14 protein-coding genes and 1 pseudogene are annotated in these 14,150 nt (G+C 45.6%); 12 read left to right on the top strand and 3 right to left on the bottom strand.

Going from position 1 to position 14,150, the window contains the following annotated elements:
• Nucleotides 1-111: 111 nt before the first annotated feature.
• Complete coding sequence (locus R7040_RS05980) at nt 112-1,326, top strand: CobW family GTP-binding protein (RefSeq protein ID WP_005375722.1); 1,215 nt, start codon at nt 112-114, stop codon at nt 1,324-1,326.
• A gap of 145 nt (nt 1,327-1,471) precedes the next feature.
• On the opposite strand, the gene zigA is transcribed toward R7040_RS05980, so the two are convergent.
• Nucleotides 1,472-2,671: a zinc metallochaperone GTPase ZigA gene (gene zigA, locus R7040_RS05975; protein ID WP_318081136.1), complete on the bottom strand. Its 1,200-nt coding sequence runs from the start codon at nt 2,669-2,671 to the stop codon at nt 1,472-1,474.
• 190 nt (nt 2,672-2,861) lie between these two features.
• Between zigA and R7040_RS05970 the strand changes: the two genes are divergently transcribed.
• Both R7040_RS05970 and R7040_RS05965 read left to right on the top strand, forming a co-directional pair.
• Nucleotides 2,862-3,287, top strand: a complete 426-nt coding sequence (locus tag R7040_RS05970; RefSeq protein ID WP_017635733.1) for a TraR/DksA C4-type zinc finger protein — start codon at nt 2,862-2,864, stop codon at nt 3,285-3,287.
• 280 nt (nt 3,288-3,567) lie between these two features.
• A complete protein-coding gene (locus R7040_RS05965; RefSeq protein WP_005375727.1) occupies nt 3,568-4,176 on the top strand; it encodes a MarC family protein in 609 nt (202 codons plus the stop codon).
• 420 nt (nt 4,177-4,596) lie between these two features.
• Here R7040_RS05965 and R7040_RS05960 read toward each other — a convergent pair whose 3' ends face one another.
• Nucleotides 4,597-5,037, bottom strand: coding sequence for a phosphate-starvation-inducible PsiE family protein (locus R7040_RS05960; RefSeq protein WP_005375731.1), 441 nt, complete (start codon nt 5,035-5,037; stop codon nt 4,597-4,599).
• Nucleotides 5,038-5,211: 174 nt separating this feature from the next.
• Between R7040_RS05960 and R7040_RS30590 the strand changes: the two genes are divergently transcribed.
• The 9 genes and pseudogenes from R7040_RS30590 to R7040_RS05920 all read left to right on the top strand — a co-directional run bounded on the left by R7040_RS30590 (nt 5,212) and on the right by R7040_RS05920 (nt 13,071).
• Nucleotides 5,212-5,406 (top strand): hypothetical protein, encoded by a 195-nt coding sequence (locus R7040_RS30590; protein ID WP_021036014.1) that lies wholly within the window; start codon nt 5,212-5,214, stop codon nt 5,404-5,406.
• Nucleotides 5,407-5,820: 414 nt separating this feature from the next.
• Nucleotides 5,821-6,600 (top strand): annotated as a pseudogene (locus R7040_RS30585) (PAS domain-containing protein); the annotation flags it as partial.
• Entirely contained in the window at nt 6,598-7,134 is a 537-nt protein-coding gene (locus tag R7040_RS30580; protein WP_372036153.1) for a methyl-accepting chemotaxis protein, read from the top strand. The pseudogene R7040_RS30585 and the gene R7040_RS30580, both read left to right, overlap by 3 nt.
• A 287-nt stretch (nt 7,135-7,421) precedes the next feature.
• A complete protein-coding gene (locus tag R7040_RS05945) occupies nt 7,422-8,024 on the top strand; it encodes an ABC transporter permease (protein ID WP_274614817.1) in 603 nt (200 codons plus the stop codon).
• Between the two features lie 24 nt (nt 8,025-8,048).
• A complete protein-coding gene (locus tag R7040_RS05940) occupies nt 8,049-9,218 on the top strand; it encodes an ABC transporter ATP-binding protein (protein ID WP_005389193.1) in 1,170 nt (389 codons plus the stop codon).
• On the top strand, nt 9,215-9,949 hold the full coding sequence (locus R7040_RS05935) for an ABC transporter permease (protein ID WP_182035719.1): 735 nt from the start codon (nt 9,215-9,217) through the stop codon (nt 9,947-9,949). The genes R7040_RS05940 and R7040_RS05935 overlap by 4 nt, the downstream gene beginning before the upstream one ends.
• 35 nt (nt 9,950-9,984) lie before the next feature.
• Nucleotides 9,985-10,866 (top strand): glycine betaine ABC transporter substrate-binding protein, encoded by an 882-nt coding sequence (locus tag R7040_RS05930; protein WP_005375745.1) that lies wholly within the window; start codon nt 9,985-9,987, stop codon nt 10,864-10,866.
• A gap of 4 nt (nt 10,867-10,870) precedes the next feature.
• Nucleotides 10,871-11,707: a nitrilase-related carbon-nitrogen hydrolase gene (locus R7040_RS05925; RefSeq protein ID WP_186585209.1), complete on the top strand. Its 837-nt coding sequence runs from the start codon at nt 10,871-10,873 to the stop codon at nt 11,705-11,707.
• Nucleotides 11,708-11,721: 14 nt separating this feature from the next.
• Nucleotides 11,722-13,071 (top strand): MmgE/PrpD family protein, encoded by a 1,350-nt coding sequence (locus tag R7040_RS05920; RefSeq protein ID WP_318081134.1) that lies wholly within the window; start codon nt 11,722-11,724, stop codon nt 13,069-13,071.
• A 36-nt stretch (nt 13,072-13,107) separates the two neighbouring features.
• Here R7040_RS05920 and R7040_RS05915 read toward each other — a convergent pair whose 3' ends face one another.
• Complete coding sequence (locus R7040_RS05915) at nt 13,108-14,064, bottom strand: GlxA family transcriptional regulator (protein WP_005375751.1); 957 nt, start codon at nt 14,062-14,064, stop codon at nt 13,108-13,110.
• Nucleotides 14,065-14,150 lie beyond the last annotated feature (86 nt).

Genomic DNA, 14,150 nt, shown 5'->3' with positions numbered 1-14,150 from the left:
TCTTTACCGATTCTTAAGCTTTGGGTCTAAGACAGCAATTGGATTCCTTCTATAACTCATCAAATTGTTATGTTATAACATGTGTTTATTCAGAGTTTGTAGGTCAAAGGTATGCCATCAATTCCAGTCACCATTTTGCATGGGTTTCTCGGGTCCGGGAAAACCACGTTTTTACGCAACATTCTTCAACAAGCCGATTCTTCTGGTATTGATCTGTCCGTTATTGTTAATGACATGAGTGAGTTAGACGTCGATGGCGTGCTTATCTTAAATACCGATGCGGTGAGTGAAGAGCAGGGCAACTTTGTTACGATCAGTGGAGACAGCATCAGCAGCCTGAGTGGTGTAAAGCAGCTCGATAAAGCCCTTAAAAAGCTCTGCGCAGAAAAATCGCCAGAATGGGTTGTGATTGAAACGTCGGGCAGTAGTCATCCTTTACCTTTGGTCGAGTACTTCAAAAGTAACGCACAATTCGCACTCAAAGACGTAATTACGTTGGTGGATGCGACTTGGTTGCGAGATGACTATCGACAAGGTTCTGCCTTAATCCCTAAGTGGCAGGAGAACGTGCAGCAGGGTGTTCGCGGCGTTGAAAACTTGTTGGTAGAGCAAATCATGTTCTCAAACCGTATCATGCTCACCAAGACGGACAAAGTGGACGACAATACCGTTCGCAACATCGCGCAGGCGATTCACCCGCTTAACGTTTACACCGAGATAATCAAAACGTCGTGGGGAAACTTGGATATCCGCATGTTGAAAGGTGAGCAAGACTACAATTTCTTCCTCGTTGAGCAGTTAACCGCAGAACTTCGTGAGACGGCGAATGAGCCGTTGAATCTCTCTGATAAAGACGAACAAAGCCTTGTCGCCAAAGTGATCAAAGATGATCGACCTTTTCATCCTGCGCGTTTGTGGAATACCTGCCATCAGTATTTAACTAAAGGTGTGTTCCGCAGTAAGGGGTTCTTTTGGTTCCCAACTCGAGACGATGTTTCACTACTTTGGAGCCAAGTAAACGGCAATGTGGGGCTTGAAATTACAGGCTTTTGGCGCGCTTCGGTAATCAATGACGAATCGCAAAACTTCACAGAGGAACATCGTCAAATCCTACAAGATAAGATAGACAGCGTTGAAAGCCGCTTTGGTGATCGTCGTTGTCGCTTAACGGTGATTGGGCAAGAAAACGAAGTCGATGTGTTTATTGATGCGCTGGAAAACTGCTTTTTAACGGATGTGGAATTGGAGCAATGGCAACAAGGGGCAACATTTGAAGATCCTTGGCCAAAGAAAATAGCTAAGTTGAGCCAGAAGAAGACGGTTTGAATGCGATGGTGAGGATTCCCTCGCTGCATGTTTGCTCGGGTTGTTTCGAGAACGGACTTACTGAATTGGCTCGGTATACCAAAATTGGCTCTGTGTAACGAGAAAGCCTCTCGAATGGTGAGAGGCTTTTTTGTATCTCAGTCGTTTACTGTTCCCATTCAGGGAAAGGGTCTTCCAGAGATAACCAATAGTCGAGTCCTTGCTCCATCTCATCTTCTGTTAACAAGCATTCGTTGAGACGAGCAATCAATTTCTCTTGCTCTAATCCCTGACCAATAAACACCAATTCTTGTCGCATATCGCCGTATGGTTCTTGCCAAATGTCGTTTATAGCATCGAGGTAATCTTGATCCGTCGGCCATTCCTCCTTCGGAATCGCTTTCCAAAACATACCCGCAACACCATAACGTGCGATGCCTCCCGCTTGGCTCCATTGACCGACAAACTCTGGTCTTGTTGCTAGCCAAAAGTAACCTTTGGAACGAATCAGTTTGCCGTAATCTTTCGCATTGTGGAGGAAGTCGTAAAACTTCTCTGGATGGAAAGGGCGTCTCGCATGATAGGCAAAGCTGGAAATGCCGTATTCTTCGGTTTCAGGTATGTGCTCGCCTCGCATTTCCTTCAACCAACGTGGGGCTTGTTGTGCCTTTTCAAAACTGAAGCTTTGTGTGTCGAGTACCGCATCAAGTTCTACTTCACCATTCGAGATAGGAAGAATAGTGGCCGATGTATTGAGAGTTTTAAGAATAGCAAGAAGCCTTTCGATTTCTGATTTCTCAGCGAGGTCGGTTTTACTTATCAAGATAACGTCAGCGAACTCTACTTGATCAACGAGCAAGTCGGCGACGCTGCGTTCATCGTCTTCACCTAAGGATTCAGCTGTCTCTGTTAAGAACTTAGCTTCATCGTAATCACGCAGAAAGTTAATCGCATCAACTACTGTAACCATGGTGTCTAAACGTGCAACGTCTGAAAGTGAGAGCCCGTTTTCATCGGCAAAAGTAAAAGTCTCTGCAACGGGGAGTGGCTCGGCGATGCCAGTGGACTCGATAACTAAGTAATCGAATCTGCCTTCTTGCGCGAGTTTAGTGACTTCTTCAAGCAGATCTTCACGCAGGGTACAACAGATGCAACCGTTACTCATTTCAACCAACTTTTCTTCACTGTGGTTGAGAGAAACTTCATTCTGAACGGTCGCTGCGTCGATGTTGACTTCGCTCATGTCGTTGACGATGACCGCCACTTTTCTGCCTTGTCTATTGTTAAGAATATGACTTAAAACGGTTGTTTTTCCTGCGCCTAGAAAGCCGGACAAAACCGTAACAGGGAGTTTCTGGGTGTTCATGCTCATGCTCTTTATAGTGTAATGTTATAATATAACAATTAATATAGTCGGTGATCTTAACTCTGGCATCAAGCAGTTTGTGACTGTGTCGAGCACTGCACCTTATTGGCGCATTCATTCGTCGTTAAGTTATACAGATTCAGATGTACGGAATTTAGAGAGCGAACTCTTATCTCGGTGTGGAGGTTCTATGAACGAAGAGAAAAAGCATGTCATGACAGAAGAAGAAATTCTTGCAGCGCCCGAGGCGGATTATATGAATGAAGCTCAGCTCGCATTTTTTGAAAACCGATTATTTGAGCTTTATGAATCGACGTTAGCGCATATTGAACGCGCGAAAGAAGAGATGATTGCGCCAATGGAATTCAGTGACGAAAGCGATAGGGCGTCCAGTGAGGAGCAATCTGCAATCGCATTAAGAATCATAGATAGAGAGCAAAAGTTGTTACCTAAGATTCAACAATCGTTGGCTCGCTTGCGCACAGGGGAGTATGGCTATTGTTTAGAGTCCGGAGAACCTATCGGCATTCCAAGGTTATTGGCACGACCTACTGCTGAATATAGTGCAGAAGTAAAAGCTCAAATGGAGTCAAAAGAGCACTGGTATAAACACTAAAGCCTCACTATCTTATGACGTCGATATTCTTCTCGTTCACTTGTTTTTTTTGATGTTCTCTGAGAAGTCTAAAGCGATGGCGACTACCGTTAGGTATGGTAGTCATTACCTTTGAGATATTAATAGTTATCGATAGGATAGAAGTAAGTTCTGTATTGTAAATAACGCACCATTTTTGTTTTTCTGAATGAGCTCTCGCTATGTTAGCGTCAAACATTTTCTCTGCTACTTCAAGCTGAGCTTCTATCCTTAAAGCTAAATTGGTACTGGAGAAAGTAGCATGATTGACTTTGTGGCAACTTTTATCTTTTTCTTTGCTGTCATCGATCCCATAGGTACTGTGCCCGTTTTTATCGCAGCCACAAAAAGCTATGAAGAAGTGGCAAAGCGTAAGGTCGCTCTGTTTGCGACTCTATTCTCCGCTGCTATCCTACTGTTTTTTGTTGTTGCTGGTGAAATCATACTTACAGCAATGCGTATTCCCTTGTCTGCGTTTCAAATCTCGGGCGGTATCGTATTGTTCTTGTTTGCTTTGACTATGATATTTGGTGAGAGTAAACCAGCAGAAGAAATCAGAACGCTCAATAGTCATCATGATACAGCAGTTTTTCCTCTAGCCATTCCATCAATTGCTAGCCCTGGCGCAATATTAGCCGCCGTTTTACTCACAGAGAACGTGCGGTTTAATATTTGGGAGCAAGTCCAGACCGTGGCTGTGATGCTACTGGTACTATTGGTTGTTTATATCTTGCTATTAATGGCCAGCGGCATACACAGGATTATTGGGAATACAGGAGCTAGCGCTGTAAGTCGGATCATGGGGTTGATATTAGCCGCTGTGGCCACGACCAACACTCTGAATGGGATTGAAAGTTACTTTGACCTTTAAGGCTGTTTCGCAAACTGAGCTGAAGGTATACGTTAAGAGCTAATTTTACGGCGAGATGACCGACCACCTGACAATCACTTTTCTGGCTGTTACTTCTAGCCGGATGTAATCCTTCAGGCTACTCGTGACGACCTTGTTTAAGAGGACCACGGAAAAGTTGAAAGTAAAATGCATAGATGTTGAGGGTATATATCAGATGGGGGAACTGGAGCAACACTTGCCCCCATTGAGCTGTGCCAATACTCAAAGATTAGCTGCTAGAAAACAATATCGATAATTTCTCCGCCTAGGCACTACTCTATAATCTTGTAGTCTCGCAGTATATAGAGCCTAGCATAGAGGAATTTATTAGCTTCAACGTGCCAAGACAAGACTTTTTCATGCCGTGAGAGTATCTGAAAAGTCGGGAGGCTGAGAAGTTTATTCAGTATGGCTCTTATTGGGCAGTTTATGGATCAGCCAGTAACCAAGACTCATACTAAGAACTACAGCCGCAATTCCAATCAGGTACATTGGAGACAAGGTTTCAAAGTCTATAATAATGACCTTTCGGGAGATTGCCATCAGCGCGGTGGCCATGACGATTTTTACATGAATAACATTTTCTCTCAGGTAAATAGTTATATTGATGAAAATTTCAATAGCAATTAAAACGGCCATAAAAGCACCAAAAGTGGCTAGCATATCTGAAATCGTCAGAATGAGTTTAGGTGGCGTGATAAGTTTTTGATATATCGTCCATGCAACATCTATCACACCCATGACGATTACAAACAACATAACTATCGACAATACTCTTACAGACCAATGAATCACTATCTGTAATTTTTTTGTTAACTTATCATTTTTATCGACTTCCATGGCCCTGTTTCCTTCGCTTGTTTATGTTCACTTAACCTTCATATGTTGAAGCTAGACAATTGAATACATGTCGTTTAAAGCATAGTTGCTGTGGTGAGAGATAGAAGCGTCCGAGGGAAGGAAGTTATGAAACTTAGGAGTGGGCACAATGTTGGACACATAATGTAATCTCTGGTGTCATGCGTTATTACCTCATTACCTCATTACCTCATTACCTCATTACCTCATTGCCTCATTTCTGATCGTGACGAGTCGACTGGTGAGGTGGTGATTCATCACCTTCACGGCAAACTGAATGAGCGGATACCACAACGTATTGATACTGGGCAAATCGATGCGCTTGTTGCTGGTTCCTCCGTGCGCTATTAATAGAAATACAAGCGAATAAGGAGTGGGTAATCGCTCAAAAGTCGGGTGGAAAAGCGGTAAAACGGCGAAAATTATTGGAACTAAGTCAAGGCCCTTTTTTTAAATGAAAAGGCTTATTGATCTGAACACACCACTTCTCCATATAAGTATATCCACAAATACAAACCTCAAATTGGCGATAAAGAGCTTTAATATTGATAAATATATAAACAACTTGGGTGCTGAAGAAATTTCAGTATACTGCGCTTAGGTTACACTGGAGAAAAAATCGCCGTATTCCCTGCGGGGTCCTTTGATAAGAAATAGAAATCGCGTTTGAATATGCAACCAAACGATTTTGCCGCTTGCAGTTTATTCGGTATACAAATAATAAACCTTTGACTAATCCGAAGGTCGGTCAAATGAGAGAAAGTCATGTTTTTTAATAAGTCGCTTCAACAAGAAAATCAACGATTAAAGCAGGAGTTGCAAATCCTGCAGCAAATCCAAACCAGTTTAGATGAAGAGATGATCCGCTTAACATTGGATAGTAAAGGCCTCATTACTTCTGCAAATACCAAACTACAGCAAGAACTTTTCTTACATGATGATGAGATCTTAACGAAATCAATTACTGAATTGGTACCGTCAAATTCGCGCAATACAGACCACTTTCATCGAATGAAGAAAGCCGTCCAAGATAAAGTGTTCTGGAATGGGGCATTGCAAGTACAGAAAGGTAATGGTGAGGAAGCCTGGTTAAGAACGATTATCCAGCCTGTTTTAAATGAGCGCAGAGAAGTAGAAAGCTTTTTTGTTTTTGCTTCTGAACTTACGCGAACGATCAAATCATCTCGTGAGCAAGAGGACATGCTAAATGCATTAAGTCGTTCTATGGCGGTGATTGAGTTCACATTAGATGGCCATGTTTTAAAAGCCAACGATAATTTCCTAAACACAATGGGTTATACGCTTGATCAGATTCTAGGGAAGCATCATCGCATGTTTTGTGATCAGGAAGAGTCGAGCTCTCAAGCTTACCGTGAGTTTTGGCAACGTTTAGCAAAAGGGCAATTTTCATCAGAGCGATTCAAACGAGTTAACCGTTATGGTGAAGAGGTGTGGCTAGAGGCTTCATATAACCCTATCCATAACGACAGAGGAGAGCTCTACAAGGTCGTTAAGTTCGCGACAGATATTACCCAGCAGGTGATGCAGGAACAGAAAATGGCCCAGGCTGCGCAATTGGCGAATGAAATCTCGCAAGAAACTGGAACACAAACCCTGCAAGGGCAAGAGGTTATAGGCTCAACGTTAGAAAAGATGCAGATACTTTCCGAGCAAATGCAGCAAGCGAACACCGCGATTGACGAGCTTAAAGCGCACTCATCGCGTATTAGTGAGTTGGTAAATAGCATCAGTGGTATCGCTGACCAAACTAACTTATTGGCGTTAAATGCGGCGATAGAAGCGGCTCGTGCGGGTGAGCATGGTAGAGGTTTTGCCGTTGTTGCTGATGAAGTCAGACAGCTTGCTACAAGAACCAATGCAACCACCGATGAAATTGTCACAATGGTAAGTGAAAACCTACAGCGAACAGATAACGCAGTTAAGCTGATCGCTAAATGCCAAAAAGAAGCACTAGATACGCTAGAGCTCTCTGAAAAAGCAGGCAATGTGATGAATGAAATACAAGATGGTGCTAGCCGTGTTGTAGAGGCCGTGGAGCAATTTAACCGCTCGTTGTAGTCAGTTCTTCATGCCAGCACAGGCTTTTAAGTTCCTATATAATCAAATTGTTTACTAGTGCTACTCATCGCCAATCAAGCGTGTTTTTGGTGATGAGAAAGCCAGTTCATTCCTTTCTTAATATTTCGTATTTCTATCTTTACGTGTCGCTATTTTACAACACTGTTAATAAAAAGTAGCGTAATTTAATCTCCTGTTAACTTGGTTGCGAATCACAGTTGGGGGAGACCTACTTGGACTTACTAAATTTCACCATAGATAACTTAGCGCTGCTAGGTACGCTTACCATGGAGCACATCTCTTTGGTTGCTCTGGCTGTTGGGCTTGCCATCTTAACTGGCGTACCTATCGGCATTCTTATCACACAAAATGAGCGCGCTGCGAAAGTGGTGCTTTACGTAGCGTCCATCATTATCACCATTCCTTCAATCGCATTGTTTGGTTTGATGATTCCTCTCTTATCGACCATTGGTCATGGGATTGGCTACGTGCCCGCCGTGATTACCGTACTGCTTTATTCTCAGCTGCCTATTATTCGCAACACTTATACCGCAATTCACAACGTAGAACCATCGCTCAGAGAGGCTGCTCGCGGTATCGGGATGACGCCTTTTCAACGTTTGAAAATGGTGGAAATTCCATTGGCGATTCCGGTGATTATGGCGGGTGTGAGAACGGCAGTAGTAATGAATATTGGCGTTATGGCGATCGCCGCGTATATCGGAGCTGGTGGGCTGGGCGTGTTTATCAGCCGTGGCATCTCGCAAAGTGATCCTCGACAACTGATCGTTGGTGCCATCGCCGTCAGCCTTCTGGCTATCATCGTGGATTACGGATTGATTCGACTACAAAAAAGATTAACGCCACCGGGCCTAACCGCTGCTCGATAAAGGACAAATAATAGGGACATTCAAATGATCAAAATTGACAAGCTAACCAAAATTTTTGAAACGCCTAATGGCCCGGTGACTGCCGCAGATCACATTGAGATGGAAGTTCCCAGTGGTGAAATATGTGTGCTACTTGGCCCGTCCGGTTGTGGCAAAACCACCACGCTGAAAATGGTCAACCGAATTATTCCCGCGACATCGGGCAAGATCTATCTTGGCGGTGAAGATACTTCTGGGATGGATACAGTCACTCTGCGCCGCAACATCGGCTATGTTATTCAGCAAATTGGCTTATTTCCCAACATGACGATCGGCGAAAACATCGCGGTGGTTCCCAAGTTATTAGGGTGGGATAAGGCAAGGTACATGACGCGTGCAAAAGAGCTATTGGAGATGGTTGCTCTTGATCCTAGTGTCTTTCTTAATCGTTATCCAAATGAGTTGTCTGGCGGACAGCAGCAACGAATTGGAGTTGCTCGAGCGCTAGCTGCGGATCCTCCCGTCATGCTGATGGATGAACCTTTTGGTGCGATTGACCCGATCAACCGTGAAGTAATCCAGGATGAGTTCCTTAAAATGCAGCAAGAGCTCAACAAGACCATCATGTTTGTCAGTCATGACATTGATGAAGCGGTCAAAATGGCCGATAGAATTGCGATTTTCCGCGATGGTCATCTGGTTCAGTACGATACGCCTGACGATTTGCTCGCACACCCGAAAGATGATTTCGTGAAAAACTTTGTCGGAGATGATCGCGCACTTAAACGTCTACGCTTAGTGACGGCTGAGTCCGTCATGCAGACCACCTTTGCGCACGTGAAACCTAACGAGACGCTTGCCGACGCTTTAACCAAAATTGACGCGTATGGGTATCGCGACGCCGTGATATTAGTAAATGGCCAACACCAGCCTATCGGTTATGTGCCAAAAGCTACAGCAATCAATATGAAGGGGTACTGCGGTGAACATTATGTTGGCCTGAAAACAATCGCCCGAACCACGGATGATCTGCGTAAAGTCGCGTCGAAAATGTTCACGCACGACATTGTTTGGATGCCGTGTGTTGACGAGAATGGCCGCTTAGTGGGCGAAGTCACACAGCGCGGCATTACTCATTATCTAGGCGCAACTTATCAGCGCGATACCTCTCTTAGTGAGCCACAGCCATTGCATCAGGCTAAGGAGGCATCGTGACCAATCAGCTAAAACAAACCTACTATTTCGTTTTATTGGCGTGTGTCTTTGCGTTGGGTATTTATTTACAAGGCGCGGGTACGATCGATGATTTCCTCTACTACCAAGAAGACATTGTTTATTTGACGGTTCAGCACATTGAACTGGTGCTGCTGTCTGGTGGATTGGCGATCCTAATCGCTATTCCCGTCGGCGTATTGCTCAGCCGTCCTCGTTTTCAGAAAGTCGCAGAATCGGCGATGCAGGTTTTGAATGTGGGGACCACGATTCCTACTTTAGCTATTCTTGCGCTGGCAATGAGCTTTCTTGGCATTGGCACCATGCCTGCGGTATTTGGGCTGACGATTGCCTCGTTGTTGCCGATTGTCAGAAACACCTACATCGGGCTGAAAGAAGTGCCCGCTCATTTAAAAGAAGCGGCGTCAGGCATTGGTATGACCGAGTTACAAATGTTATTTCAGGTTGAAATTCCTAATGCGCTGTTCGTCATTTTTGCCGGTATCCGCACGGCGTTAGCTGTCAACGTGGGCACCGTGCCACTGGCCTTCTTAATTGGTGGCGGTGGGTTAGGGGAGCTCATTTTTACCGGTATTGATCTGGATGAACCCATCATGATGCTGGCAGGCGCTATTCCTACAGCGATGTTGGCTATCGCTATCGACAGTGTGGTAGGAGCCGTTTCCTATGTCACTGTACCTAAAGGCTGTAACCCTATTAGAGCTAGACAATAACAATCCTAAAAATTGAACACAGACAGGAGTCAAACATGTTAAAGCAAATTACTCGCCGCTTGCTGGCCGTTGGTGTACTGCTTTCAAGTTTTCACGCATCCGCGGAAATCGTCGTAGGTGGCAAAAACTTTACAGAACAACAGCTTTTAACGGAGATCACGTCTCAATATTTAACCAAAAAAGGCTACGACGTTGATAAGCGTTCGGGCATGGGCAGTGCGGTTTTGCGTAAAGCGCAAGAAAACGGCCAGATTGATCTTTATTGGGAATACACGGGCACATCACTGATCATTTACAACAAAGTCAAAGACAAGCTCCCAGCAGAGCAAGTGTATCAACGCGTTAAGGAACTCGATGCGAAGAAAGGCCTAGTTTGGCTTAACCCTTCAAAAGCGAACAACACCTACGCGCTCGCTATGCGCAGTGACGATGCGAAACAACGTGGCATCTCAACCTTGTCCGAGTTTGCCGAGCAAATGCGCCAAGACCCGCCAATGACCATTGCTTTGAATGCGGAATTCTATGCACGAAAAGATGGCTTCCGACCTTTACAAAAAACCTACAAATTCAAAGCTTCACGAGACCAAGTGAAACGCATGGATACTGGGTTAACTTATGATGCGCTAAAAGGGCAAGAAGTCGATGCTGCGCTCGTATTTGCAACAGATGGTCGTATCAAAGCATTTGGTTTTACCGTTTTAACGGATGACAAACAGTTCTTCCCTGATTACGCGATCACTCCTGTGGTTCGCCAAGAAACGCTAGATGCGAACCCAGACCTTGCCGAGCAAATGAACGCGCTTTCTGCGGCGATCGATGGCGATACGATGTCGACATTGAATCAACAAGTTGATGTGGAGCGACGTTCGATCTCAGAAGTCGCAAGCCAGTTCCTATCTGAGCATAACTTGGGGTAATACCATGACTATCCTGCAAGTCAGTGTGGCCCAAATCAACGCCCAGTTAGGCGATGTGAATGCCAATCTGAATACTCATCAGGATTACATAAAGCAAGCTGCGGCCATAGGGTCGCAGCTATTGCTGTTTCCTGAACTCTCCTTGACCGGATACCAGCTCCAATCCTCTGTGCGTGAAGTTGCCATGAAGCGTGATGATGCTCGGCTTAAAGAGCTTGCGCAACTTGCACCGCAGATGTCCGTGATTGTCGGCTTTGTTGAACAGGCCGCTCCGGGAGAATACTACAACGCGATGGCTTGGTTGCTCGGTGGTACGGTGGTTGCTGTGCATCGTAAAGTCAATTTACCAACCTATGGTGGGCTTGAAGAGGGTAAGTGGTTTCATTCGGGAGAGGCTACCACCAGCGTTTCTCTTGATGAAAATTGGCGAGGCTCGGTTTTAATTTGTGCCGATTTATGGAACCCACCTTTGGTTCATTGCGCGCTACTCGATAAGCCTGAAATCTTGCTCGCGCCGATCAACTCGGCCAGCAGTATTGTCAGTAAAGACTTTTCCAATGAAGACAACTGGTTAGTTAACGTTAAATTCTATGCGGTGCTCTACGGAACCCCAGTTTTAATGGCCAATCGTTACGGGCCAGAGGGCGAAGCGTGGTTTTGGGGAGGAAGCTGTATTTTGTCTGCAACGGGTGAGCTATTGGCGCAGGCAGAAGACGGTGAAACCTTGATAACTGCAACCTTGTCATTGGACGATATTGACAAAGCCAGATTCGAGCTGCCTACCGTGCGAGACAGCAATACACCATTGATCACAACGCTATTGTCGAAGGCAAAACTCTAAAACTGGAGCAGTAGATGATGCAATCTATTCATCGATTTATTCACGAACTAACCTTTGAACAGCTTCCAGCTGACGTTATTGAACAAGCGAAATATTGCGTCTTGGATCTGTTAGGTGTCGCCGCAGCAGGTAAAGCGACGCAACTGCAAAATATGGTAGCTAAACTCGCGCAGAAGCAGTTTGCCGGTGATACGCCGATGCTGTTTTCTGATCACACGGCCAGTGGTTGTGGGGCGACTCTATATGGCGGCATGTTGATTGACAGTATGGACGCGCACGACGGCCAAGTCCTGACAAAAGGCCATGTAGGCGTTGCTGTTTTGCCGGGGCTGCTCGCCAGTATGCATGATTCAGCAGTTACGGGAGAAGAGTTATTAACGTCCCTCGTCATTGGCTACGAAATAGCAACTCGCGCCGGAATCGCGCTGCATCAAACCGCTTGTGATTATCATACTTCTGGTGCTTGGAATGCGTTGGGCGTCGCTGCGGTGTCTGCAAGAAGAAAAGACTTAACGGATGCACAAACAGAGCATGCGCTCGGCATTGCTGAGTTTTATGGTCCACGCAGCCAAATGATGCGTTGTATTGAACATCCAACCATGCTCAAAGACGGCTCTGGCTGGGGAGCGATGGCGGGCTTTGCCAGTGCAGAACTGGCAGAAGAGGGCTTTACTGGCGCGCCAGCCGTGACTCTGCTGGATCAACAAACTCACGCTTTGTGGGCAGATTTAGGGCAGCGCTGGTATATCCTGGAACAATACTTTAAACCGTATCCGGTTTGTCGTTGGGCTCAACCCGCGGTTGAAGCGGTGAGAGCGCTGCAACAAGAAAATAAACTAGAACCTGATGAGATTGAACTTATCGAAGTTCACAGCTTTCACCAGGCGGTGTGCCTGCATACCAAGCGCCCAGAGACAACCGAGCAGGCTCAGTACAGTTTGCCATTTTCAGTCGCGAGTGCGGTCATGGATAATACGGTCACGGTAGAAGCCGTCACCAAAGGACTGAAAGAGCCTTCTCGCTTGGCACTTACGGAGCGGATGAAGTTAATTGAAGAGTCCGCTTACAATGATAAGTTTCCAGCCGAACGTTGGGCGCATGTCGTGGTGACGTTGAAAAATGGCGACAAACTGACTTCGCCTCCCTGTATTGCGCGAGGTAATCCTGAAAATCCGCTCAGTCGAGGCGAGATGCGAGGTAAGTTTCGTACTTTGGCAGAGAAAGAACTGCCCGCCTCGCACGTGTCAGCGATAGAAGAGGGCTGTTTGCAACTTGATAAAGCCAGTAAAGAGCAGGTAATTGCTTGGCTATCATTGCTTTACCAAGGCACGTTGTCCGATAAGCCGTCTGACACATCACGATGAGATCGAAGAGATTGAACTCCTTTCTCTTACTCAATCTTAAGCTAAACGTCGCTCTTCACGCGGCGTTTTTTCATAGCGTTTTTTGTAGCAGCGCGCAAAATACGATGTAGAACTGAACCCACAAGCCGTGCTGATTTGAGTGATGGACAGCATGGTTTGCAACAACAAATGTTGAGCGCGTTCTAAGCGCAATTGAAGGTAGTAATTGCCTGGTTTGTCTTGCAAGTATTGCAAAAATAACCTTTCCATCTGCCTGACCGATAATCCTACTTGTTCGCCAATTTCATAGCACTTTAGCGGCTCTTCCATGTTGGCTTCCATGATCTCTACAGCGTCGAGCAGGCGCGGGTGGCGGATGTTGTGCTTACGGATTAACGACATCCGCTGTTTATCATGCGCGGGTCGAATCGCAGGGTGAATGCATTGCTCTGCCACTTGATTCGCCAAGTCACTCCCATGTTGGTTTGTAATTAAATGAAGCATCATATCCAAACCGGCTAAGCCGCCCGAACAAGTTGGTGTGCGTGGGTCGAATTCGTACAACTCACTGGTCACGTTAATGTTTGGAAACTCCTCTGCCAGGCTGTTGGCGGACTCCCAATGCACGGTACACGTTTTGTTTTTTAACAGGCCAGCTTTTGCTAACAATACGCTGCCTGTCGAAGTCGAGCCCACGGCGATGCCTTGACGAAGCGCTTGCTTTAACCACTGATTCACCGAGCCACTCGCAGCAGCAACATGGGCGCCAATACCTGCCACAACCAGCAGCAAGTCTAAATGAGCAATGTTGTTGACTGACTGTGTTGGCGAGAATGAAACGCCATTACTGGCCGACACTTCTTTATCTTCGAATCCATAAATATCCCACTGATACAAATCGCAACCAGCGAGGCGGTTGGCCATTCGAAGAGGTTCGATAACCGCCGAAAAAGAGAGCATCGAAAAATCAGGAATAAGGAAAAAACCAATGCGATACGTGTGTGTCGTTTTCATTCTCTGTGGTCACCAAGTGGGCAGTTCATCTATGTCGTATTTCTGGATAAGAATGTCGCAATTGTTAAATTATTGCTATCAAAATT

The sequence above is a fragment of the Vibrio sp. 1069 genome, assembly GCF_033340555.1.
Note: the sequence above shows the minus strand (reverse complement) of the source record. Positions and strands in the feature narration are given on the sequence as shown.